18 protein-coding genes are annotated in these 23,340 nt (G+C 57.1%); 10 read left to right on the top strand and 8 right to left on the bottom strand.

The window, feature by feature from the left end; genetic code table 11:
• Positions 1-90 precede the first annotated feature (90 nt).
• The 4 genes from MTP36_RS15645 to MTP36_RS15660 are packed head-to-tail and all read left to right on the top strand — an operon-like array spanning position 91 to position 4,631.
• Complete coding sequence (locus MTP36_RS15645) at positions 91-606, top strand: tripartite tricarboxylate transporter TctB family protein (RefSeq protein ID WP_113991662.1); 516 nt, start codon at positions 91-93, stop codon at positions 604-606.
• An 11-nt stretch (positions 607-617) separates the two neighbouring features.
• Complete coding sequence (locus MTP36_RS15650) at positions 618-2,126, top strand: tripartite tricarboxylate transporter permease (protein WP_005941131.1); 1,509 nt, start codon at positions 618-620, stop codon at positions 2,124-2,126.
• A gap of 14 nt (positions 2,127-2,140) precedes the next feature.
• The gene (locus tag MTP36_RS15655; RefSeq protein ID WP_005941134.1) at positions 2,141-3,496 is read left to right on the top strand and encodes a sulfatase-like hydrolase/transferase; all 1,356 of its coding nucleotides are present in this window, start codon (positions 2,141-2,143) and stop codon (positions 3,494-3,496) included.
• A gap of 16 nt (positions 3,497-3,512) precedes the next feature.
• Entirely contained in the window at positions 3,513-4,631 is a 1,119-nt protein-coding gene (locus MTP36_RS15660; RefSeq protein ID WP_005941137.1) for a GntR family transcriptional regulator, read from the top strand.
• A gap of 41 nt (positions 4,632-4,672) precedes the next feature.
• Here the strand turns inward: MTP36_RS15660 and MTP36_RS15665 are convergent, their stop codons facing one another.
• Positions 4,673-5,782 (bottom strand): anaerobic sulfatase maturase, encoded by a 1,110-nt coding sequence (locus tag MTP36_RS15665; RefSeq protein ID WP_015536708.1) that lies wholly within the window; start codon positions 5,780-5,782, stop codon positions 4,673-4,675.
• A gap of 147 nt (positions 5,783-5,929) precedes the next feature.
• Between MTP36_RS15665 and MTP36_RS15670 the strand changes: the two genes are divergently transcribed.
• The 4 genes from MTP36_RS15670 (at position 5,930) to MTP36_RS15685 (ending at position 10,207) form a co-directional block, all read left to right on the top strand.
• A complete protein-coding gene (locus MTP36_RS15670; protein ID WP_005941143.1) occupies positions 5,930-6,517 on the top strand; it encodes a chromate transporter in 588 nt (195 codons plus the stop codon).
• Positions 6,514-7,077 carry a chromate transporter gene (locus tag MTP36_RS15675; protein ID WP_005941145.1) on the top strand — a complete coding sequence of 188 codons (564 nt, stop codon included), beginning with the start codon at positions 6,514-6,516 and terminating at the stop codon, positions 7,075-7,077. The genes MTP36_RS15670 and MTP36_RS15675 overlap by 4 nt, the downstream gene beginning before the upstream one ends.
• A gap of 144 nt (positions 7,078-7,221) precedes the next feature.
• Entirely contained in the window at positions 7,222-8,832 is a 1,611-nt protein-coding gene (locus tag MTP36_RS15680) for a recombinase family protein (protein WP_249254444.1), read from the top strand.
• Positions 8,833-8,845: 13 nt separating this feature from the next.
• Entirely contained in the window at positions 8,846-10,207 is a 1,362-nt protein-coding gene (locus MTP36_RS15685; protein ID WP_249252410.1) for an MATE family efflux transporter, read from the top strand.
• A 381-nt stretch (positions 10,208-10,588) separates the two neighbouring features.
• Here MTP36_RS15685 and MTP36_RS15690 read toward each other — a convergent pair whose 3' ends face one another.
• From MTP36_RS15690 to MTP36_RS15700, 3 genes are all read right to left on the bottom strand, one after another.
• Positions 10,589-11,605, bottom strand: coding sequence for an ATPase P (locus MTP36_RS15690; protein ID WP_249252412.1), 1,017 nt, complete (start codon positions 11,603-11,605; stop codon positions 10,589-10,591).
• 159 nt (positions 11,606-11,764) lie between these two features.
• Positions 11,765-13,267 (bottom strand): carbon starvation CstA family protein, encoded by a 1,503-nt coding sequence (locus tag MTP36_RS15695; RefSeq protein ID WP_249252414.1) that lies wholly within the window; start codon positions 13,265-13,267, stop codon positions 11,765-11,767.
• Between the two features lie 757 nt (positions 13,268-14,024).
• Positions 14,025-14,960 carry a LysR family transcriptional regulator gene (locus tag MTP36_RS15700; protein WP_055186420.1) on the bottom strand — a complete coding sequence of 312 codons (936 nt, stop codon included), beginning with the start codon at positions 14,958-14,960 and terminating at the stop codon, positions 14,025-14,027.
• Between the two features lie 439 nt (positions 14,961-15,399).
• Here MTP36_RS15700 and MTP36_RS15705 point away from each other — a divergent pair, with 439 nt between their 5' ends.
• Together MTP36_RS15705 and MTP36_RS15710 are read left to right on the top strand one after the other, a co-directional pair.
• The gene (locus tag MTP36_RS15705) at positions 15,400-15,612 is read left to right on the top strand and encodes a hypothetical protein (RefSeq protein ID WP_249252416.1); all 213 of its coding nucleotides are present in this window, start codon (positions 15,400-15,402) and stop codon (positions 15,610-15,612) included.
• 11 nt (positions 15,613-15,623) lie between these two features.
• Positions 15,624-16,163 (top strand): histidine phosphatase family protein, encoded by a 540-nt coding sequence (locus MTP36_RS15710; protein WP_249252417.1) that lies wholly within the window; start codon positions 15,624-15,626, stop codon positions 16,161-16,163.
• Between the two features lie 44 nt (positions 16,164-16,207).
• Here the strand turns inward: MTP36_RS15710 and MTP36_RS15715 are convergent, their stop codons facing one another.
• From MTP36_RS15715 to MTP36_RS15730, 4 genes are all read right to left on the bottom strand, one after another.
• On the bottom strand, positions 16,208-17,557 hold the full coding sequence (locus MTP36_RS15715; RefSeq protein ID WP_249252425.1) for an MATE family efflux transporter: 1,350 nt from the start codon (positions 17,555-17,557) through the stop codon (positions 16,208-16,210).
• Positions 17,558-17,774: 217 nt separating this feature from the next.
• Positions 17,775-21,074, bottom strand: coding sequence for an ATP-binding protein (locus MTP36_RS15720; protein WP_249252427.1), 3,300 nt, complete (start codon positions 21,072-21,074; stop codon positions 17,775-17,777).
• On the bottom strand, positions 21,071-21,679 hold the full coding sequence (locus MTP36_RS15725; protein ID WP_249252429.1) for a DUF4194 domain-containing protein: 609 nt from the start codon (positions 21,677-21,679) through the stop codon (positions 21,071-21,073). The genes MTP36_RS15720 and MTP36_RS15725 overlap by 4 nt, the downstream gene beginning before the upstream one ends.
• Positions 21,666-23,096, bottom strand: a complete 1,431-nt coding sequence (locus MTP36_RS15730) for a Wadjet anti-phage system protein JetA family protein (protein WP_249252430.1) — start codon at positions 23,094-23,096, stop codon at positions 21,666-21,668. The genes MTP36_RS15725 and MTP36_RS15730 overlap by 14 nt, the downstream gene beginning before the upstream one ends.
• Positions 23,097-23,340 lie beyond the last annotated feature (244 nt).

Consider the following 23,340-nt stretch of genomic DNA (forward strand, 5'->3'; position numbering starts at 1 on the left):
AAAGCCCTCATAGCGACAAAAAGCTGAAGCAGGGGGAACGGGGACATCCCCTTCTCCCTGCTTTTATATTTCCAAAAGGAGTTGAAACAAGTGAAAAATCTGATAGAACGTGCCGAAGCAAAACTGGATGAATGGGGCGCAAAGCTCGAACAGAAGAACATCGAGTACCCGGTAGACCTGATTTGCGGCATTCTGTTTCTGGTCATTGGCATCGTGCTGCTGCTCATCATGCCGCAGCAGGTGCAGATCTCGGAAAAAGACGTTGTGAATGGCCGCGCTTTCCCGACGATGCTGATTTGGCTCATGCTGGCCATGAGCGCCCTTCTGGTGGGCCGCGAGGCATACAACATGGTGATGCACCGCCCGACCAAAACTAAAACGCTGAATCTTTTGGTGGAAACAAAAGCACTCGTCATCGTCCTCATTCTGGTGGTCACTTATCTGCTGGCAGAGGTCACGGATCTGTTTGTTGTGGGCGCTGTATTCTGCGCACTGGCATTTCTGGTCTTTTTCCGCTGCAAGAAACCCCTTTACTATGCCATCACAGTTTCAATGGCTGTGTTGATTTGGGTCGTATTCCACTTTGTGCTGAATGTTAGTTTCTGAGGAGGCAGAATATGGGTTTGTTTGACTTTATCGGCCCGGCCTCCGGGCTGCTTTTCACCCTCGAAAATATCATCTGGATAAACCTCGGCGTCTTTATTGGCTGCGTGTTCGCGGCCATCCCGGGATTAAGTGTTATCCTCTGCATCATCCTATTCCTGCCTGTCACTTATACCATGCGTGCGATTCCCGGCATGATGTTCCTGTTGGGCATTTACTGCGCAGGTGGCTATGGTGGCTCGGTATCGGCTATCCTTATCAACACGCCGGGTACGCCCCACGCGGCGGCTACTATGCTGGACGGCTATCCGCTGTCCAAAATGGGCCGCACTAAGGCGGCGTTGAAAATTGCACTTTATGCATCTACCTTTGGCGGTATCTTCTCTGCGTTGGTGCTGCTCTTCCTCGGCCCTCAGGTCGCAAAAATTTCGGCACAGCTCGGCACGGCGGAGTACTTTATGGTCTGCCTGTTCGGCATGACGATTATTGCAGGCGTTTCTGGTAAGAGCCTTGTCAAGGGCATCATCGCCGCCTGCCTTGGTTTGCTTATTTCCTGTGTGGGCGCAGACCCCATGACCAGCTATGACCGCTTTACATTTGGTATTCCCCGTCTGTATCTGGGTCTTGACCTTGCCGTTACCCTCATCGGTTTGTTCGCACTGGTGGAAATCATTGGCAAGGCAGAGCTGAAGCGGAATGAGTTGAACCTTCACGCCGGAAAAATCGGCAATGATGACGGCAAAATCACAAAAGATGAATATAAGCGGATGTTCCGACCAGTGCTGATGGGTTCTATCATCGGTTCCTGTGTTGGTATCGTACCTGGCACGGGTGCGTCGGAGGCCTCGTGGTTCTCCTACAACACTGCGAAGAACCTGTCCAAGCATCCCGAGGAATTCGGCCACGGTTCTGTGGAGGGCGTTGCGGCTGCTGAGTCTGCCAACAATGCCGTCTGTGGCGCGACCCTGATTCCCTTGCTGACGATGGGCATCCCCGGCGACGGCTGCGTGGCCATCATGTTGTCGGCCCTGATGATAAATGGCCTGAACCCCGGTCTCTCGCTGTTCACCACCGACGGCGCTATCATGTATGCCATCATGCTGGGCCTTATCCTCGTGAACATCTTCATGTTCCTGCAGGGCAAATACCTGACTAGCCTGTTTGCAAAGGTCGTCTCCATCCCTCAGCAGATCTTGACACCCATCATCGTGATTTTCTGTTTCGCCGGTGCTTACTCGGTGAACAGCAGCTATTTTGATTTGAGCGTTGCGCTGGTGTTCGGCGTGATGGCGTGGTTCATGCGCAAGCTGGAGCTGCCCGCTGTCCCTGTGCTGTTGGGTATGGTGCTGGGCAACATGACGGAAACCAACTTCCGCCGTGCTTTGCTCATCTCGGATGGAAGCCCCAGAATTTTCGTCAGTAGTGTGTACTGCTGGATCTTCATTGCGCTGATCGTGGTGGTCATTCTCGGCATTCTGCGCGGCAAGATGAAGGAAGCAAAGAACACCAAAGCAGAACAGTAAAGGGAGGTAAAACCATGGCATATAATATCATTTTCTATTTCAGTGACCAGCAGCGCTGGGACACCTGCGGCTGCTTCGGCCAGCCACTGAATATCACGCCTAATCTGGACAAGCTGGCGGCAGAGGGTGTGAAGTTTGACAATGCCTTTTCGCCTCAGCCGGTGTGCGGCCCCTGCCGTGCTCTGTTCCAGACCGGAAAATACCCCACTGAGACAGGCTGTTTCCGCAATAACCTGATGCTGCCCTCGAATATCAAGACTCTGGGCGAGTATATGGAAAAAGATGCCGGCTACGAAACTGCCTATGTCGGCAAGTGGCATCTGGCCTCGGATGGCGAGCTGGAAAAGAAGCCGACCATTGACCATACCATTACAGCCGTTCCGTTGGAGTTGCGCGGCGGCTACACCGGCTACTGGCGTGCAGCCGATGTGCTGGAATTTACCTCCCACGGCTACGACGGCTATGTGTTCGACGAGAACAACAACCGCATCGATTTTAAGGGCTACCGTGCTGACTGCATCAACCAGTTCGCGCTGGACTACCTCGACCAGTACACCGGCGAAAAGCCCTTCTTCATGACCGTATCCCAAATTGAGCCGCACCATCAGAATGACCACAACCACTACGAAGGCCCCAACGGCTCGAAGCAGCGATTTGCGGATTTTGTCCTCCCCGAAGACTTGAAGGCTCTGGGCGGCAATGCAGCAGAAGAGTATCCGGATTATCTGGGACAGTGCGCAAGCCTCGACGAGAACCTCGGCAAGCTGGTGGAAAAACTGAAAGAAAAGGGTCTGTATGAGAATACTGTTATCCTTTACGCTTCCGACCATGGCTCTCATTTCAAGACCCGCAACCGCGACGCCCATCTGAACGGATACGATGACTATAAGCGCTCGTGCCACGACGGCTGCCTGCATGTGCCGCTGGTCATCTGCGGCGGCCCGTTCAAGGGCGGCAAGGAAGTCACCGAGCTGGTCAGCACCGAGAGCATCCCCAAGACTCTGTTGGCTTTGGCAGGCGTGGATGTCGGCGACAAGATGATCGGCGAAAATCTGCTTGACGTTGTGGAAAAGAAAAATCATAATAGAGCTAATGAGGTCTACGCCCAAATCTCGGAGAGCCGCTGCGGCCGCTGCATCCGCACGGCAGATTATATGTACTCTGTCTATGCCCCCGGTGTCAATGGCGGCGAGGCTGCGGCATCTGATGTGTATGCGGACGACTTCCTCTATGATATGCAGAAAGACCCGTGGCAGCTGAACAATGTTGTCGCAGATCCTGCATACGCCGACGTCAAAGCGGAGCTTCGTGAGCGCTTGCTGAACTGGATACAGCACGCAGAAGGCACCCGCCCCACCATCACCGACTGAAAAGGAGCGTTTGCCCATGCTCTCGGCTGCTGAGAAAAAATCCGATCAGGTTTATCGCTGGCTTCTGGCTTATATTGACGAAAACAAATTTTCCGGGAACCAGCGTTTGCCTTCGGAAAATGCGCTCTGCCGGAAGCTGGGTGTCAGCCGAGAAACGATACGAGTGGCCATCGACCAGTTGGTAGCAGAAGGACTCGTGTACAAGCTCAAGGGAAGTGGGACTTATTTCCACCGGGAAAAAGTAATGACGCGGGATTTGAACACAGATGATGCCCTTTATAAAATCGGCCTTGTCCTGCAGGGACAGGATACAAGTGCCAATTCGGGATTAATCGAAGGGGTTCGCAGTGTTCTGACGCAGGAGCAGGTTGACCTCCATGTATTTCTGACCGATAACAAATTCTGCAACGAACGCCGCTGTCTGGAGACTGTGGTACATCAGAATTTTCACGGTTTCATCGTGGATGGTGTCAAATCGAGCATCCTCAGCCCAAATCTTGACTGCTACAAGGAGCTTTACCGACGTAAGATCCCGGTGATATTCTACAACAACTTCTATCGGAACTTGCGTTGCCCCCGCGTAACGATCAATGACATCGAATGTGCCCATCAGCTGATAGGACGCCTGATGGATGCCGGACACAGCCACATTGCAGGCATCTTCGTGTACGACAACTACCAGAGCGTAGAAAAGTTTCAAGGCATGGCGGAAGCGATGCGAAATCGTGGTTTGGAACTGAACGATGATTACATCAAGTGGTGTATTTCGGACGAAGCCCACAACGAAAGCTATGTCCGTTCCATTGAAAGATTTCTGAAGAGCATCCCTAAATGCACCGCTATCGTCTGCTGCAACTACATCATCTATCGGCTGGTCATGAAAACCCTGCAGAAAATGGGGAAGACTGTACCCGAAGATTATTCGCTGGTCTGTTTTGATTATTCCGAAGAAACTTATCGGCAGGAGGATGTTACCTGCTCCGTGGAGCAAGGCTTCGAGATGGGACGTCAGCTTGCGCTGCGGCTTATGGAGATGATTTCCACCGGCGAATGCGATGACCGGAACTACACTTATGTCATGAAGCCCATCCTCTACGATGGCCATTCCATCCGGAAGATCAAAAAGGTAAAATAAAGATTCTCCCGGAGGCAGTACTGCTCTCCGGGAGAATCTCTTTATCGGTTTTGTTGTGCCAGAAAATGTGCAGCAGTATGCAGGCGCGGAAGCACATAGGCAAAGAACTGCTTATACGCTGCGCAAAAGCGGTTGCTTCCAGAGGCATCCCAATCTCGCTTGCATCCGCCCCGGCAGAGCAGCTGATAAGCACATGCTGCGCATTCCGCCGGGCGTTTGCGGCCCTGTGCCAGAAATGTCTGGCTTGTGGGAGAATCAAGCGCATCTTCAACGGTACAGTGGCTCAGATTTCCCAGCTTCCACTCATCCAGAACATAAAAGTCACAGGGATAAAGGCTTCCGTCACCTTCTACGGTAAGATAATGTCCACAGGAACCGGAGGAAGCGCAGGAGGTAGGCGGCATTCCCAGCAGGATACGCAGATAGTCCTCAAAATTGCGAACGCTGATATAATTGCCTCGTTGCAGCTGCTGATACCAAGTATCAAAGACGCCGCACAGAAAACGACCATAAAGTTCCGGCGTTAAAGAATATGCCTGCCCTCCAATCGTATCAAGTGGGTCAAGACATGGGATGAATTGCAGATTGTGCTGTCCCAACTCGCAGAGGCTTTTGAAGGCTCGCTGCGGCTTTCTGGCCAGCTGTCCGGTCACAACACAGAGCAGATTCGTTTCGACCCTGTAGGCATCCAGCAGCGCAAGCGCATGAGTTACTTTATCCCATGTGCCCTGCCCAGCTGCGTCCAGCCGATAGAGATCATGGTTCTCCTGTGTGCCGTCCAGAGAGAGGCCTACGAGGAAAGAGTTGGCTTTGAAAAAGGAAGCCCACTCTTCATCCAGACAAATGCCATTGGTCTGGATGCTGTGGAACACAGAGATATTGCGCTGCATGGAACGCTCCGTTTCCAGAAAGAACCGGAAGAAATCCAACCCGGCAAGAGTCGGTTCGCCGCCCTGAAACAGAAAATGGACGCTGCCGCCTTCTTCTGTGGCTGCAAAAGCCTTTTCAACCAGTTCTCCTGCCATTTCATGGGAAAGCAGTCCCATATTTTTGCAGGCTCGGCTGTTGGAAACATCGTCATAAAAGCAGTACCGGCAACGCAGATTGCACAGGCTGGACGCTGGCTTGACGAGAAATGTATTATGTTTCATAGAGATTCCCTCCGTGCTTCGCAGTTCTTAAAACAAGGATACCGGAAAATACGGGCTTTCGCAAGCAGTAACAGTTAAAAGCTGTTTGAAATAGTAAGAAAACGAATATAGTTGTCCGAAAATCAAAAAAAGGAGAAGAAAACTTGTATGGATGAAAATAAAACATACGGTACACGGTTAGCACGGCTTTGGAAGCTGTTTTTGAGTACGCTGTACATTAGCAGCTTTACCTTCGGCGGCGGCTTTGTCATCGTGACCTTTATGAAGAAAAAATTTGTAGATGAGCTGCACTGGATCGATGAACAGGAAATGCTGGATATGACAGCGTTGGCGCAGTCCTCTCCGGGCGCAATCGCGGTCAATGCTGCAATTCTGGTAGGCTGGCAGGTAGAAGGCTTGATTGGAATGATCGTGGCAGTGTTGGGCACCATCATCCCACCTATGGTCATACTTTCAGTCATTTCTGTGTTCTACAATGCTTTTGCCACCAATCGCTATATCGCGTTGTTACTCAAGGGAATGCAGGCTGGTGTGGCGGCGGTCATTCTGGATGTTGTATTCGACCTCGGCGGCAAGGTGCTGAAGACCCGCTCATGGGTGTATATTGCCCTGATGGTCGCAGCGTTTGTCGCAAATACGGTGTTTGATGTCAATGTGGTGGTGGTCATCCTTGCCGCCGCAGTATTCGGCGTGGTGCTGGCTCTGGTCCAGTGGAAAAAAGGTGGTGCAAAATGATCTACTTACAGCTTTTTCTCAGCTTTTTGCAGGTGGGTATGTTCAGCGTAGGCGGCGGCTATGCGGCCATGCCGCTGATCCAGAGCCAAGTGGTGGAACAACATGGCTGGCTGACGATGCAGGAGTTTACTGACCTCATCACGATTGCAGAAATGACCCCTGGTCCCATTGCGGTCAACTCGGCAACTTTTGTTGGTTTGCGTATCGCGCAGGTACCCGGAGCCATCATTGCAACACTAGGTTGCATTGCACCGGCGCTGTTCTTTGTTTCACTTCTATCCTGCATCTATCGTAAATACAAGGATATTTCTCTGCTGCAAAGTGTTCTGGCCTGCCTGCGTCCGGTCATTGTAGCGCTTATCTTTGGTGCAGGTCTTTCTATACTGTCTATGGTGGTGTTCGGAGAGAGTGCAAAGACGCTCGCCAACGTAGACTGGATCGGCATCGGCAGTTTTGCATCGGCATTTTTTGTGCTACGGAAGCTCAAGTGGAATCCCATCCTGACCATGTGCCTGTGCGGCGTGGCCGGGCTTGGACTTCACATTTTGCTCGGAATATAATCTTAAGACAATTTGTCTGTTGGAATCATGAAAATAAATCATTGGGCTTGCAATCAGGGCAAAACCGTGGTATATACATTATACGAAACATTGCTTTGATGAACGTATTACCGTTCAATGACGTATAAAATGGAGGTGCCCGCCATGACCGCCGTGATCTATGCTCGCTATTCCTCGGACAACCAGCGCGAAGAATCCATCGAAGGCCAGATCCGGGAATGCACGGCTTATGCCGAGAAAAACGGCATCACCATCGTCAAGCACTATATTGACCGTGCTATCTCCGCCAAGACGGACAACCGCCCCGAGTTCCAGCAGATGATTAAGGACAGCGACAAAAAGCTGTTTGACATCGTGCTGGTCTGGAAGCTGGACCGCTTTGCCCGAAACCGCTACGATAGTGCCCGGTACAAGACTCAGTTAAAGAAGAACGGTGTCAAGCTCATGTCGGCTACCGAGATCATCTCCGAGGGGCCGGAAGGCATCATTCTGGAATCGGTGCTGGAAGGTTATGCGGAATACTACTCCGCCGACCTTGCCGAGAAGGTCGTGCGTGGACAGACTGAGAACATCCTGAAAGGCCGCTGCAACGGTGGTCGTGGAACCTTTGGCTATACGCTGGATTCGGAGCGGAAGTTCCACATTGACCCTCTCACCTCGCCTTTTGTGCTGGGATCGTTCAAGAAGTACAATGAAGGCTCCACCATGAAGGAAATCCGGGACTGGATGAACGAAAACGGCATCAAGAACCCGGTGGGCGGTGCGTTTACTTATAACAGCGTTGAACATATGCTCAAGAACCGGCGGTACATCGGAGAACTGAAATTCCGGGATGTGGTCGTGCCGGATGCCATCCCGCCCATTATTCCGCTGGAACTGTTTGAGGATGTGCAGGAGAAAATCGCCAAAAACAAAAAAGCCCCTGCCCGTAGAAAGGCAGAGGATGACTACCTGCTCACCACCAAGCTGTTCTGCGGCTACTGTGGGGCATTGATGTTTGGCGAAAGCGGCACGAGCCGGACGGGCGAAGTCCACCGCTATTATAAATGTGCTACTGCCAAAAAGCATAAAGGCTGCAAGAAAAAGACCGTCCGTAAACAGTGGCTGGAAGATCTGGTGGTCAACCAGACCATGCAGCTTGTGAAAGACGATGCCGCTATGGAGTCCATCATCGCCAAGGTGATGGAACTGCAAAATAAGGAAAACGCCAACATTCCCCTTTATGAAAAGCAGCTTCGGGATGCGGAATCGGGTATCCAGAATATGCTCAATGCGATTCAGGCTGGAATCCTGACCAGTTCCACCAAGGAACGGTTGGAACAGCTCGAAGAAACCAAGCGTGAGCTTGAAGCCCGCATTGCGGAAGAAAAGCTGGCAAAGCCAAAAATCAAAGAGGAATTTATCCGTTTCTGGCTGATGCGCTTCCGTAAACTGGACATGAGCCTGAAAGACCAGAGGCAAGCGTTGGTGGATACGTTCATCAATTCGATTTATCTGTACGATGATAAGGTTTTGATAACCTTTAACTATAAAGAAGGTACACAGACCATCACGTTTGAGGAAGCGGCCCAAGCCGCATCAAAGGAAAATGGTTCGGATTTGGATTGCTTTACTGCACCAAGGACTGCTGCACAGGTTTTGTGCAGCAGTCCTTTTTATTTATTTTATCGAATCCATCTTGCAAAAGCGGCGCAGTGCCTTATAATAGAGGCTGTGCCCCGGTGTGCGCGGGTACGGTTAGGATGTATAGGATAAAGGAAAAAAGAGTATGGCTTCTCAAACGAATACGCTGACGGAAGGCCCTCTGGCCAAGCAGATCTTTCTGGTCAGTCTGCCGCTGGCGCTTTCCAACCTGCTGCAGGTGCTGTTCAATATGTCGGACGTGGCGGTGGTGGGGCGCTTTGCCGGTTCTACGGCGCTGGGTGCTGTGGGCTCCACCAGCACGCTGGTGACCCTGTTCACCGGCTTTCTCATCGGTCTGAGCAACGGCATCAACGTGCTGGTGGCGCGTTTTTACGGCGCGCGCCATCCCAAGGACGTGGAAAAGACCGTCCACTCGGCGGCCATCATCAGCGCCGTTGCCGGTGTGGCGTTGCTGCTCATCGGTCTGCTGGGCTCCCCCGCCATGCTGCGGCTGCTGAACACCAAAGAGGATCTGCTGCCCGGCGCGATTTTGTATCTGCGGGTGTATTTTCTGGGCATGCCGGCGCTGGCGCTGTACAACTTCGGCAACGCGGTGTTCAGCTCCATCGGCGACACCAAAAAGCCGCTGATGTATCTGTCCATTGCCGGTGCCCTGAACATTGCGCTGAACCTATTCTTTGTCATCGTGTGCGATCTGAGCGTGGTGGGTGTGGCGCTGGCCAGTGCCATCAGCCAGTGCGTTTCGGCATTTCTGATCCTGCGGGCGCTGACCCGGGTGCAGGACTGCTACGCGCTGGATCTGCACAAATTACAGCTGGACCCGGCGCAAGCCAAGAGCATCCTTGCGCTGGGCGTACCCGCCGGATTGCAGAATGCTATTTTTGCCATTGCCAACCTGTTCATTCAGGCGGGCGTCAACTCCTTTGACTCTTTGATGGTCAAGGGCAACAGTGCCGCCGCCAACGCGGACGGTCTGATTTATGATTGCATGGCGGCCTTCTATATGGCCTGCGCCAGCTTTATGAGCCAGAACTACGGCGCGGGACGGCCTGACCGGGTGAAGAAGAGCTACTTCATCAGTCTGGGCTACTCCTTCGGCGTGGGGCTTGTACTGGGCGCGGCGCTGTTCTTCTGCGGGCCGGCCTTCCTTGCGCTGTTCACCACCGAGGCGGCGGTCATCGACGCCGGCATGAAGCGCGTAACCGTGATGGCCTTTGCCTACGGCGTCTCCGCCTTTATGGACTGCACCATCGCCGCCTCCCGTGGGCTGGGCAAGACGGTGGTGCCCACCGTCATCGTGGTGCTGGGCTCCTGCGTATTCCGGGTGATCTGGGTGTACACCATCTTTGCCCACTTCCACACCATCCCGGCGCTGTACCTGCTGTACCCGTGCAGCTGGACACTGACCGCGCTGGCGGAGATCGCCTATTTCGCCAGCTGTTACAAGCGTGCAATGGCTATCTTCCGCAAGCCCGCGGCGGCGTAAGAGGACGATTTGGAATGTGCGCCGCGTGTGCCTTGCCGCCGCGATTTAAGGCACAGCCGCTACTGTTCAAAAGTCCCCTATGACCCATAGAGTTTTGAATAGTTACTTTTTCTGCGCCAAAACACGCAGAACACTGCGCTTTTTTCCCTACTGTTCAAAAGTAGCCAGAAGTTTTGAACAGTAGGGAGCAGTTGCAAATATAACGAAAGCACGATGCTTTTAAATACTATCCAATATTCAAAAGTGGTAATAATGAGCTACTGTTCAAAAGTCCCCTTGTGTCATAGGGCTTCGCCGCCTGTTCTGAACAGCAGCTCCTGCCCTGTAAAAGCAAAAGCCGGACGGCCCGCGGGCCGTCCGGCTTTGTGTTATCACAAGGTTTTACTGATAATCGTGGTTGAGGAACAGGGCCTTGATGACCACCACCTCGTCGTATTCCTCCTGCTCCACCTGCACGTCCGCGTTCAGGCTCTTCAGGCGCGCCTTGACTGCATCCAGTGCCTCGGGCACGGTGACGGCGCGGCCCTCCTCCACGGCGTCCATCATCTGCTTGAGCACGATGGGGTGGGCATACCAGCTTGCCACCGGGAAAGCCCCGTGGGGGTAGTGCTTCACATACTCTGCCATGGCTGCCTCGGCCTTTTCTGCACGCTTCATGATGGCGTTGTTGTTATTGTGGGCGGTAGGCAGCATATTGTAGCTGGAAAACAGGAAGATGGCGGCAAAGCCGAACAGCGCAAAGTACACGCCGTAGCTGCCGGTATGGCTGAACACGGAGTACAGACCGTAGACCGCAGCCGCAACGCCCAGCACAAAGATCGCCAGCGCCACATACCGGTACACCGGCTTGCTTTGCAGCTGCGCACGCTTGCGGCGCTGGGCAGCGCTCAGCTCGGCGGAAAGCTCCGGCTTTGCGTCCAGATACTCCTTGGCGCGGCGCAGCACGGTAAGGCTGTGCTGTGCTTCCTCGGAAAGCTCCGGCAGCTTGCGGGCGGCCTTTTCGGCAGCCTTTTTCTCCAGCGCCTGCTCTCCGGCGGCGCTCAGCAGATGCAGCTGCGGCTGCTCCTTGGCAAGCACTTCCAGCAAAGCGTCCACATCCCGCTCGTCCTTGAAGTTGCACTGCTTCTGCTTGCCGTCGTCGTACTCTACCACCAGATAGGCCATGGAGGCAAACACGCCCTTGCCGGAAAAGCCGCCGGAGCTCATAGCCACCCGCTTGAACACCCGGGTGATGCTGCCATAGGGCAGATAATAGCAGCGGTCGATGTAAAAGCTGTTCAGGTACAGCGCCTTTTTGCCTACGCCGCAGGGGCCGATCTTCCGGCAGGCTTTTTTGTCTGCCTCCAGCTCCTGCGGGTCAAGCTTTGCCATGCCCAGCTGTGCGGGTTTGAAAATCATGGGTAGTTCCCTTCTTTGCTTTAAATTCTACGCCCCTATTTTCCCACGGGACGGGGGCAATTGCAAGCCCTGATTTTTTTCAAAAAACAGCGCCCGCCGCTGTACGGTCAGGCAGCGGCGGGCGCAGGTTACTTACGGAAATATAGAGCCGTCAGTTCCTTATGCCTTGGAAGTAGAGCTCTTCTTGGTAGCATGGAGGAACAGAGCCAGCATTGCGATGGCAAAGACAATGCCGATGGGGTAAGCAACGGCGGTGTTGTAAGCCACCAGCTTGCCGTCCGCATAGGTGTTGATCATCTTGCCCAGGCACTCGGGAGCCAGCACGAAGTAGGTGCAGGACACAGCGCTCATGAAGGTTGCAGGCACGGCGGTGATCCAGAAGTTCTTCTTCTCCTTGAACAGGTACATGGAAGCAGCCCACAGGACGATCATAGCCAGCGTCTGGTTGGTCCAGCTGAAGTAACGCCAGATGACGGTGTAGTTGATGAAGCCCAGTGCATTGCCGATGCCAAGGAAGGCACCAACGCCCAGCACGGGGATGCAGAGCTTCAGGCGGTTTGCGTAGCTGTCCTGATCGATCTTGAGCCAGTCGGCCAGGGTCAGACGAGCGGAACGGAAGGCGGTATCACCAGAGGTGATGGGGCAGATAACGACACCGATCATAGCCAGTGCCACGCCGACATTACCCATGGTCTTGAGGCAGACGTCGTAGATAGCGGCAGACTGACCGGCAGCCAGAGCCTCGGCCAGACCGACCATCTTGCCGTCGGTAATGGTGTACAGTGCGCAGCCAGCAGCAGCCCAGATCAGAGCGATGATGCCCTCGCTGACCATTGCACCGTAGAATACGAAGTGACCCTGCTTCTCACTCTTCATGCAGCGAGCCATCAGAGGCGACTGGGTGGAGTGGAAACCGGAGATAGCACCACAGGCAACGGTGATGAACATGAAGCTCCAGATAGGAGTGTTAGAGGGGTGCATATTGCTGAAGTTTGCCCAGATCTCGGGGATGGTGTAGGCGGGGTTGGTGAAGATACCAAAGATAACGCCCACGGCCATGATGATCAGGCAGATGCCGAACAGGGGGTAGATCTTACCGATGATGGCATCAATGGAGATAAAGGTTGCGATGAAGTAGTACACCAGAATGATGATCAGCCAGAACAGAGTGGTGGTCATCAGACCGGACATACCGCCGTTCTTGCACAGGGTAACGATCAGGCCTGCGGGGCCGACTGCGAACACGGTACCGACCATGATCAGCAGCACCACAGAGAACACACGCATGATGTTCTGCATCACGGGGCCCAGATAGCGGCCGGTGACCTCAGCGATGGAAGCGCCGTCGTTGCGCTCGCTCATCATGCCGGAGAAGTAGTCATGTACGCCGCCGGCAAAGATGGTGCCGAAGGTGATCCACAGGAACACCACGGGACCCCACAGAGCACCCTGCAGTGCACCAAAGATGGGGCCCAGACCTGCAATGTTCAGCAGCTGGACGAGGAACAGCTTCCACTGGGGCATCACAACGTAGTCAACGCCATCGTTGATGCGCACAGCAGGAGTTTCGCGGTCGTCCGGTCCGAACGTGTTGTCCACGATCTTACCATAGACAAAGTAGCCTACGATCAGAAGCGCCAGACACAGTAAGAAACTAATCATACCAGAAACCTCCTTTTTGATTTCAGCCGCCGACAGCTTATGCCATACTGCGGCTATGACCGATCTCTGGCTTCATGTTAACACCTTTTTCATAATTGTGTTAATATTTTTTAGGTATAGTTCCCATATCAAAAAGTATATAGCCGCTTATTTTATTTGTTTATGCAAACTTTTATTTTGTGGCGATAACACGTTTTAATTCGTCGTTCTGTTTCTCAAAAACTTTCTCCCGGAAACGGTCAAGTCCGCCCCCGCCAAACTTTGCGCCGCCTTTTTGTGCATTTTGCTTAATCGTTTGCGATTTTCTCCCCAAAACGTGGAATTTGGGACGAAAAGAAGGGAAATCCGCCCTCTCAGGCGCTCCCGAGGGAACTCCCCCAGTCGCCTACGGCGACAGCCCCCTCGGAGATGGGGCCTTTGGCATAACGGTACGGTTTCCGGCTAAAGTGCAACGTTTCCGGGTGCGCCAGAGGCTCCCTCTTAGAGGGAGCTGGCAAAGCCGTCAGGCTTTGACTGAGGGAGTTCGTTCCAAACCACCCTCCGTGAAAAAAGGGTACAGAAACGCCCGCAGGCGTTTCTGTACCCCAAAATTTAAAATAATTCTTCCTCTGAATATGGCTAGAGTGCAACGACGACGACCGCCGCCAGTGGCGGAAACAGGGAGGAGTTGTTGGGGCAGCGGCCAGCAAGACGCGCGTGCCGCCCAAGGCACGATGCGGATGCTGGGTGCCGCAACCCGGAAGACGCGGCGTGCATTTCAAATCTTCTTCCACCCGCTGTCCTTGATGGTGGCATCTGCCTGCTTGTGCAGCAGCTGCACAAACAGCTGCTCCTCCGGCTGCAAAGGCTCCCGCTCCGGGTACACCAGCACGTCCCGCATCTGCTGCTTCTGCGCCGGGCAGCTGTGCAGCGCCAGATGGTACTGCTCCAGCGCGCGCTGCGGCATGGGGGACGACCACATATAGGCCGTGGGCAGATTCTGCAAAATGGAGAACTGGCTGCACCGCTCGTACACATGGATGCGGCGGTTGGGGTTCACCTCCCAGCGGGAAGCGGTGCTCTCGTCCCCGGGCAGATGGGTGTCGCCGTGCAGCACCTCGATGTAATCGTTCAGTTCGTCAAGGTTCTGCACCTGACGCCGCGCCAGCGGGCTGTCCTGACTGGTGAGCAGCAGGTAGGAAAACTCCATGATAGGCTCCTGCCGCAGACCGTGGCGCTGGCAGTAGCGCAGGTAGTAGTCCTCATCCTCGGCGGCGTAGCGCAGCAGCGCCATGTGGTAGCCCTGCCGCAGCACAAAGTCCAAGGCTTCAATGGCACCGCTCTCCCGGATATGTGCCCGCAGCTGCTCGCTGCGGGCTGCCTGCTGCAAAAAATCCACCGCCGCATAGGAGGCGTAGGTGGCATGGGTCAGCACCACCCGCAGCTCGGCGCAGCTGCGCTGCTGGTGCGCCTCCTGCTTCAGCTCGTCCACCTGCTGCAGCACCCGCTGCGCCTGCGCGATGAACCGCTTGCCCTGCTCGGTGGGGATCATGCCCGTGGAGGAGCGCTCGAAAATGCGCACCCCGTATTCCTCTTCCAGATTCTTCAGCGCCTTGCTGACATTGGGCTGCGCCGCGTACAGCTGCTTTGCCGCCGCCGACACCGACCCCCATTTCATGATGGCTACCAGATACCGCAGTTCCGTAATATTCATGAACCCCTCCGCATGGTTTGCAGTCGTAATCGTATTGTAACAATTTCTCCGCGCCGCTGTCAAGCGGGGGAGTTTTTTTGCCCTCAGCCGCCGGGCGGCGGGACGATTTGACGATTTAGAATGCGCTCCGCTTCGCTCTGCGCATAATCAGCGGAATTTGATTTTTATATTTGTGTTCCAGAAACGCCTGCGGGCGTTTCTGGAACACTTTTTCACCAGAGGGGTCGTAAAGATGAACGGCAGCTGCTTACCGTTACGACCCCTCCCGTGAAAAGGCAATTCTGGAAAATCCGCAGATTTTCCAGAATTGCGAATTAAAAATAATTTTTCCGCTGAACATGGCCAAAGCGCACGCGGCGGCCATTTCAAATCGTTCCCCCTTGCACCAAAGCCCCCGGGTGCTATATAATAAGGAAAAACACAAAGGAGGGGCTGTACCATGCCGGAATACCGCGTGCTGCGCATTGACGAGCAGCTGTACGGCTGCGAGGAGCTGCCCGCCGGGCAGCCGGTGCTGTGCGATGTGACCCTGACCGATGCCGCCGGGGCTGCCCGCATTCTGCCCTACCCGGACAGGGAGCTGACATTTCTTGGCATCGACGAGGGAGACACCGTCTGTCTGCTGCCGGACGGCACCCTGCACAAGCTGTAAGGAGTATTTTTATGCATAATATCTATTTCACCCGTCACGGCGAGACGGTATGGAACGTGGAAAATAAGATCTGCGGCATGACCGACAGCCCGCTGACCGCCCACGGGCAGGAGCAGGCGCGGCAGCTGGGCGCGCTTGTCCGGGACAGCGGCCTGCACATCGACGAGATCTTGTACTCTCCCCTCTCCCGCGCCGCCGACACCGCAAAAGCCATTGCCGCCGCTACCGGTCTGCCCGCCCGCTGCGAGCCCCGCCTGCGGGAGCAGTGCTTCGGCAAATACGAGGGCACGCCCCGGGACGGTGCGGAGTTCCGCATCTCCAAGACCCACTTTGCCGACCGCTATGTGGGCGGCGAAAGCATGATGCAGCTGGCGCAGCGCATCTACAACCTGCTGGACGAGTTGAAGGCGGACACCGGCAAGACTTACCTGCTGGTGGCACACAACGGCATTGCCCGGGTGGTGCACTCCTATTTTTACGATATGACCAACGAGGAGTACGCCGCTGCGGGCATCAAAAACTGCCAGCTGGTGGAATATACCTTTGAATAACAGGAAAGCCGCCGGGGCCCCGGCGGCTTTCCTGTTATGACGCGTCAAGCATGACGGTAATGGAATTTCTGGTCTTTTGTCACAAACATATACACGGTCACCGCCAGCGTGGCCAGTTCGGCGGCGGTGACAGCCAGCCACACGCCGTCAATGCCCCACAGGGCGGGCAGGACGAGCAGCGCGGCCATCTGGAACAGAAACGTGCGCAGAAAGGAGATGAGAGCGCTGGTCACGCCGTCGCCCAGTGCAGTGAAGAAGGAGGATGCATAGATGTTGAAGCCCTTGATGAGGAAGCACAGCGCATACAGCCGGAACGCGCGGCTGGTCAGCGCCAGCAGCTGGACATCGTAGCCCACAAAGATGTGCGCCACATGGGGGATGATGACCATAGACGCCGCCGTCATGGTCACAGACACCACGGCGATGAGGCGCAGGCTCTTTTGGTAGAGGTTATGCACCTCGGCGTGGTTGCGCGCGCCGTAATGGAAGCTGACGATGGGCGCGCTGCCCACGGCATAGCCCACGAACACCGCCACAAACAGGAAGGCAGCGTACATGATGACGCCGTAAGCCGCCACGCCGTTTTCCCCGACCAGCCGCAGCAGCTGGAAGTTATACAGGATATTGACCAGCGACATGGAAAGGCTGGTCATCAGTTCGGAAGAGCCGTTGATGCAGGCATCCCACAGCACGCGGCCGTAAAACTGCGTTCTGCACAGGTGCAGGCAGCTGGTGTTGCTGCGTTCGATAAAATAAAACGCCGGCAGCACGCCGCCCACCAGCTGGCTGATGAGGGTGGCAAGGGCAGCGCCCTCCACGCCCCAGTGCAGCATACCCACCATCACCACGTCCAGCACCATATTGGTGCAGCCTGCACCAACGGTGAACCAGAAGCCCAGATGCGGCTTTTCGGCGGTGACGAAAAAGCTTTGGAACAGATTCTGCAAAGCGAAGCCCGGCAGCGCCAGCATCAGGATGCGCCCGTAACGCACGGCATAGTCCAGCAGCTCGCCCTTTGCGCCCAGCAGCACGGCGGTCGGCCGCAGAAACACAATGCCCAGCACGGACAGCACACCGGCCGAGACGAGCGCTGCCCACATAAACATGGAAAAATAGCGGTCGGCTTTTTTCTGGTCGCCCTCGCCCAGCGTGATGCCTACGATGGCGCTGCCGCCGGTGCCCAGCATAAAACCGACAGTGCCCAGCATCTGCGGCAGCGGCATGATGAGGTTGATCGCTGCAAAGGCCGTCTTGCCCACAAAGTTGGAGACACACAGGCCGTCCACGATGCCGTAGATGGAGGTGAACAGCATGGTGCCGATGCAGGGCAGCACGAACCGCAGCAGGCGGGAATAGTTGAAATGATCGGACAATTGGATGGTTTCCTTTGGCATAGCTCCTCCTTTTTGAACTTCACATATGCAAAAAGGTCGGATAAGAACCATCGCTCCGGTGCGTTCCCTCTTCTGCTGCGGCACTACGGTGCCCACAGCCTCCGGGAAGCACGAACGATGACATCTTATCCGGCCTTTCAATTACGTTGAAACAGCCCTCCGATGAGCGAAAAACAGTATAGCAAAGTTTATTTTTTATGTCAAGCCCTGCTTTGCATTATTCCGCTGCAAGGCGGACAAAGGGCGCGATGGCGTTGGCGTCGCCGTGGCGGACGATGGAGTAGGTGATATCGCAGTAGGGCTGGATGGCGGTGCTCTTTTCCACGGTGGAGATGAGCAGCACCTGCAATTGCAGGCGGCGGAACAGTTCCATCATGGGGCGGATGCGGTCGCTGGTCATCTTGCTGAAGGCCTCGTCCAGCAACACCAGACGAATGCTGTTCTCGCTCTTCTGGTAAATTTGCAGAAGGCTTGCGCAGATGGCCACATAGAAGGGTGCCTGATTCTCGCCGCCGGAGGAATCGCGGCTGACGCGGGAAAGATACGCCTGCTGCCCGGTGACCTGATTGGTCACCTTGATATCGTAGTCCAGATAGGTGCGGTAGTCCACATAATCCGAAAGGGTGGCACCGGCGGCGGTGCGTCCCTCCTGCCGGGCGCGGGTGTTCTCGTCCACGTCCGCCATGATCTTTTCCATCAGTTCGTCCACCTGACGCTCATAGGCGGGGTCGGCGGTGGCGGCAAGGTTGTCCAGAGAGTCGCCCTCGGTCATCTGCTGGTTGCCTTTATCCACGATGACCTGATAGAACGCCGCCAGCTGCGGGTCGCGGCTGGGTTCCAGCTCAAAGCGGTAGACTTCCTCGCCGTAGGTCAGCTGCTCCATGACCTTGTTCAGCTCCCGGAACTGCCGCCGGGCGTTGAAGATATCGTCCTTCATGCGGAACAGGATATCCTTGCGGAAGCGGTCCTTGCAGTCCCGCTGCGCCTGCTCCAGGCGGGCGGCGTAGCGCTCCAAATCGATGCGCACAAGGCTCTCATGCTGGGCGCGGTACTGTTCCAGCCCGGCAAGACCCAGAGGATAATCGCAGACGTAGCGCCGGTTGTATTCCCGCTGCGCCGGTTCCAGCGTGCTGTTCAGGTAGACGGTCAGGGCATCGTCCAGCTTGGCCTGTGCCTTTTCGGCGGCCTGCGCGGCGGCGCGGGGGGACTTATCCGGCCCGGTCAGCGCCTGCTGACGGCTGCGGGAGAGCGGCTCCACCAGCGGATGAGCGGCAAAAAAGCTTTCTGCAGCCTGTGCGCTCTTTTCGGTGGTGTCCACCGCCTTCTGCTGCTCTGCCTCACAGGAGGAGATCTGTTTTTCGCACACGCGCAGATCGCCGCCGGTCTGCTCCACGGCGGTGCGGGCGGCTTCCCATGCGGCCTCGCGCACCTCTTCCTCTTTATACAGCTGCTGCAAAAGCGGGTTCTCGCGGCACTCGGCCAGCTTTGCCGCCTGCTCGTCCACCGCCGCGCGGGCGGCGGTCAGGGCGGCGCGGGCGTCCCACAAAGCGGCAAGCTCTTCCAGCGTGGTGCCGCGCAAAAGGGTCTGGTACTGGCTGTATGCGGCTTTCAGGTTCTGCTCTGCCTGTGCGGCGGCGCGTACCTCTTCAGCAAGGGCGTTCATCTCCCCTGCCAGTGCCCCGGCGCGGGCGCGGCGGGCTTCCAGACCGATATAGCGCTGCGGGGTGCGCAGACGCTCCAACCGGAAGGGGTGGTGGCGCAGAAGGTCACGGGTGGCGCTGTCGGGGTAGTTTTCCAGCGTGTCGGGGGTGTCGCAGCAGACGATGCGGCGCAGGATGGTGTCGGCGTACTGCGCCGCCAGCGGGTTTTCGCTGGTGACCTGTGCCGCCAGACTGTCGGCGGGGGCGGTGTCGGCGCGGCGGTTGGCCTTGCGCAGACCCGGGGTGTCCAGCAGGCTGATGGGGCCGACTTTCTCTTTCAGCGCCACAAAGGCGCTCTTTGCGGCGGCGTAGTGGGCGGGCGGCACAAGGATATCGAACCGGCGGTCGCCCAGACAGGCTTCCACGCAGTCCTGCCAGCTTTCGTCCTCCACGTTCAGCAGCTCGCAGAAGATGCGGGCGTCCGGCTCCATGCCCCGGCTTTTCAGCTCCGCGTTCACGGCGTCCCGCACCCGGGTGGCGGCGTCGCCGTGGGGGTACACCCACTTGCCGCCGGATACGGCATCCAGCTCGGCGCGTTTTTCGGTCTGCTGCCGCTGCAGGGCGGCGGTGTGCTGCCGGGCGGCAAAATAGGCTTCTTCCAGCGGCTTTTCCTGTGCGGTCAGCCAGTCGGTCAGGGCGGGCAGGGTGTCGGGGGTCAGGTCTGCCATCTTCTGTCCGGCGGCAAAGCCGCTGCGGCGCAGCACCGCCAGCAGGTTGCCGGTCTTTTCGGCGGCTTTTTCGGCGGTATCGGCGCGGCGGGCGGCGGCATCCAGTGCGGTCTGCCGGTGCGCCAGCTCCTCGCTGAGGGCGTCCAGTGCGCGGCCCTCGCCGCTGGCACCGGCGGCGCTGTGGGCGGTCAGGTAGGCGCGGCGAGCTTCCGCTTCGGCGGTCTTGGCCTCGGCGTAGCGGGTGCGCAGCGTTTCCTGCTGGCGGCGTCCGGCGTCCACCCGCTCCTGCCAGACGGCCTTTTCCCCGGCATCGGCAGCGGCGCGCGCCAGCAGGGCGGCGCCCCGGTTCACAAGGGCTTCGGTCTGTTTTTCGGTGGCTTCGCGGCCATAGCGCACGATCTCGTCCAGCGCATCGGCGCGGGTCTGGGCTTCCGCCAGAACAGCGTGCAGGTTTTCCAGCTCCAAGCGGTCACCCTGCAAGGCTTCCAAGTCCAGTTCCGGCTGGGGCAGGATATACTGGTACAGAAACTCCCGGAAATTCGGGATCTCGTCCATGCTGGTGCCCATCTGGAACACCTCGTTGAACTTTTTACCCAGCGGGCTGGCTGCGCGTCCGATGCCCAGTGCGCGGCAGATGCGGTCCCGCGCTTCACTGGGGCTGCGGGTGTAGGAAAGCCGCCCCTCGGCGGGCTTGAAGTCCTCCTTGGCGCTGGGCGCACCGGTGCGCGGGTCGATGAAGGGCAGCTGTTCCAGCGTGATGCCGTCCTCCGAGATATACCATGTCTGGTCGCCGGGGTGCAGCTCCTGCATGGGCCCTTCGGACTCCACCCGCACCGCGATGACAAAGCTGGTGTGCTTTACGCTGTCCCAGAACTCCGCCCCGATATACGCCACGGTATGCCCCGGGCGGCGGTAGGCGTTTTCGCCGCGCTGCTTGGCGTGGACAGAGCCTTGCAGGGTGCGTCCGCTTTTCTTATTGCCCAGCGCATTGAAGTTGCGGTTGGTGGTCAGGCAGTAGCGGATGGCGTCCAGAATGGTGGTCTTGCCCACGGCGTTCACGCCGATCATATAGGTCAGGCGGGCGCAGTCGAAGGTGGTATTTTCAAAGTTGTGCCAGTTGATAAGCTTCAGGCGCTTGAGTTCGATCATGCTTCACCCTCCCCTGCTTCGGTGTCTGCGCCCTCCGGGCGCTCGTACAGACCAAGCTCGGTGCGGGTGCGGGCGCTCTCGGCGGCGGCATCCGCAAGGTCGGCATCCGGCAGCGCCAGCAGCACCGTGGGGAACACCTCAATGCGGCTGTCCAGCCCGGAGAGCCGTCCCACCGGACGCGCCAGATTGTACCGGCGCAGGGTGCGCATGAGCTTTTCCAGCGTTTGCTGGTCCAGCTTGCGGGGCAGGTTCATCTTTTGCAGCTCTGCCTGCACCTCTTCCACCGTGACCAGCACCTCGTCCGCGCTGGCGGCAAGGCTTTCCCGCTTTTGCAGGTACAAAAGCCGCAGCACCAGCAGCAGGATGCTTTCGTACTTGAGCAGCCGTGCCTGACTGCCCTCGTGCTCGTTGACCAGCGCCGCCGCCTGCATGGGCGCGGGATACAAAAGCACCGCGTAGCCCAGCGGTTTGAACACTGCCCGCACCTCGTTGAGGTGATCCTGAATATACAGATATTTTGCCCGCTGTTCCTCTACACCGCCCAGCACGAAGCAGTGGTTGAGCAGATAGTTTGCGGTCTCTTCCAGCAGATCAATGGTTGCCATCCGTGTTTACCTCCTTGCGGCGGGTCAGGACAAAATCCTGAAACCGGAAGCCGCCGCGCTCCACCCAGTTTCCGGTCATGGTGATATCATACTCCCGGTGCGGCGACTGGGAATAGGTGTGCAGGCCGATGATGCCTGTAAAATCGTTCGGGTATTCCTCCACAAGGGTGGAGGCGTTCACCTGCCCGCGGGCAGCCAATGCCTGCCGCGCCAGCAGCGCCACGTTTTCCTCGGTGACAGCAAGGCGGGCGTAATCCAGCAGAAGCTGCTGTTCCTGCCGCAGCCGGTCGGGGTCAAGAGGTTCGGTGCGCACCGGGGCAAGAGGTGCTTCAGTGCGGGGCGCGGCGGGGGGATACAGCGGCTTTGCGCCGAACACTGCCGCCGGGTACAGGTGCAGCCGCGCCGCCACCGGGCCATCGTCCGGCTCAAACAGCTGTTCCGGGCTGCGGATGTCCTCCGCATAGCGGCGCAGCAGGGCGGTGACGCTGCCCTGCGCCGAGCGGTCGCTCAGCAGCAAAAACTGTGCCCGCTGCACCGCCCGCTTGCGGTAGCGGATGTGGCTGGCGTCGATCTCCTTCATCAGGGTGCTCATCTCCTCCAGCGCGTCCCGCTGCTGCTGGATGAGGGCACGCACCCGGGGTGCAGCCTCGCCGGGGGCGCAGCGCTCCACCCGGGCGTAATCCAGCGCTAAGCGCGGCAGCTGGTTCTGCTCGCAGTCGTCCAGTTCTTCTTCCAGATAGGCGCGGTAATTGAACAGGTTATCGCTGGTTTTAAAGCGATGGTAGGCCGCCGCCACCACCTTTTCCTCGTACTGGTCGAACAGTTCCAGCACCTCCTGCGGGGTGCGGTTATGGGTCAGGCGGTCGATATAATGCCCGATGGAAGCGTTGAGGGCGCGCAGAGACTTGTTCAAAGTCTCAAGGTCTGCCGCCACCTCCCGCAGCACGTTTTCGTAGGGGCTTTTTTCCTGCCCGATGCTGCCCAGCAGCTGCCACGCCTTATACAGCTTGCCGGTATAGGTGACCACCCGGGGGTTCAGGATCTCTTCCAGCGCATCCAACAGCGGGGTGACCTCCGGCATAAAGGCAAAGGTGGGCTCGCTTTCGTAGCTGCCGGGCTGCTCCTCCAGCCAGCCGGTGCGGCGCAGACGCAGCAAAAAGCCCACCGCCAGCGTGTGGGGGTCGCGGGTGGGCTGCTCGTCCTCATCGCCCGCGCCGTCGGCGTCCAGCGCCAGCGGCTTTGCCAGCGCGGCAAAATAATCCTCGGCGCGGGAGACGGCTTCGGCGCGGGAAATGCTGTAATCTGCCGTATGGCGGCACTCCTCCCAGAGCAGCAGCAAAAGCTCTGCATAAAACGCCCGGTTGGGCCCCGCCAGCGGGCGGAACAGCCGCGGGCTGACCAGTTCAAACAGCTGCATGGAAACGTCCTTTCTGTCTTGGTTCGATACCCTTTTATTGTACCACAGCGGGCGGGGTTTGTCACAAAAAGGCGCAAAAAAGCCCGCCGGGCAAGGCGAGACGATTGAAAATGGCTTCCGCTTGCGCTCTAGCCATGTTCAGCGGAAAAATTGTTTTTATTTTCGGGATAGCGGAGCGTCTGCGGACGCTCCGCTATCCCATTTTCACGGGAGGGGTTCACGCAAAAAGCCCCGGGGAGCGGGG

The sequence above is a fragment of the Faecalibacterium sp. I4-1-79 genome, from assembly GCF_023347235.1.
Taxonomy (GTDB): Bacteria; Bacillota; Clostridia; order Oscillospirales; family Ruminococcaceae; genus Faecalibacterium; species Faecalibacterium tardum.

Excerpts from the sequence above, each read along its gene's own strand:
- MTP36_RS15725 (WP_249252429.1), bottom strand. The coding sequence starts at position 21,679 with ATGGCAACCATTGATCTGCTGGAAGAGACCGCAAACTATCTGCTCAAC.
- MTP36_RS15655 (WP_005941134.1), top strand. The coding sequence starts at position 2,141 with ATGGCATATAATATCATTTTCTATTTCAGTGACCAGCAGCGCTGGGAC.
- MTP36_RS15715 (WP_249252425.1), bottom strand. The coding sequence starts at position 17,557 with ATGCCAAAGGAAACCATCCAATTGTCCGATCATTTCAACTATTCCCGC.
- MTP36_RS15685 (WP_249252410.1), top strand. The coding sequence starts at position 8,846 with ATGGCTTCTCAAACGAATACGCTGACGGAAGGCCCTCTGGCCAAGCAG.
- MTP36_RS15675 (WP_005941145.1), top strand. The coding sequence starts at position 6,514 with ATGATCTACTTACAGCTTTTTCTCAGCTTTTTGCAGGTGGGTATGTTC.
- MTP36_RS15670 (WP_005941143.1), top strand. The coding sequence starts at position 5,930 with ATGGATGAAAATAAAACATACGGTACACGGTTAGCACGGCTTTGGAAG.
- MTP36_RS15720 (WP_249252427.1), bottom strand. The coding sequence starts at position 21,074 with ATGATCGAACTCAAGCGCCTGAAGCTTATCAACTGGCACAACTTTGAA.
- MTP36_RS15695 (WP_249252414.1), bottom strand. The coding sequence starts at position 13,267 with ATGATTAGTTTCTTACTGTGTCTGGCGCTTCTGATCGTAGGCTACTTT.
- MTP36_RS15650 (WP_005941131.1), top strand. The coding sequence starts at position 618 with ATGGGTTTGTTTGACTTTATCGGCCCGGCCTCCGGGCTGCTTTTCACC.
- MTP36_RS15710 (WP_249252417.1), top strand. The coding sequence starts at position 15,624 with ATGCATAATATCTATTTCACCCGTCACGGCGAGACGGTATGGAACGTG.
- MTP36_RS15665 (WP_015536708.1), bottom strand. The coding sequence starts at position 5,782 with ATGAAACATAATACATTTCTCGTCAAGCCAGCGTCCAGCCTGTGCAAT.
- MTP36_RS15680 (WP_249254444.1), top strand. The coding sequence starts at position 7,222 with ATGACCGCCGTGATCTATGCTCGCTATTCCTCGGACAACCAGCGCGAA.
- MTP36_RS15705 (WP_249252416.1), top strand. The coding sequence starts at position 15,400 with ATGCCGGAATACCGCGTGCTGCGCATTGACGAGCAGCTGTACGGCTGC.
- MTP36_RS15700 (WP_055186420.1), bottom strand. The coding sequence starts at position 14,960 with ATGAATATTACGGAACTGCGGTATCTGGTAGCCATCATGAAATGGGGG.
- MTP36_RS15690 (WP_249252412.1), bottom strand. The coding sequence starts at position 11,605 with ATGATTTTCAAACCCGCACAGCTGGGCATGGCAAAGCTTGACCCGCAG.
- MTP36_RS15730 (WP_249252430.1), bottom strand. The coding sequence starts at position 23,096 with ATGCAGCTGTTTGAACTGGTCAGCCCGCGGCTGTTCCGCCCGCTGGCG.
- MTP36_RS15660 (WP_005941137.1), top strand. The coding sequence starts at position 3,513 with ATGCTCTCGGCTGCTGAGAAAAAATCCGATCAGGTTTATCGCTGGCTT.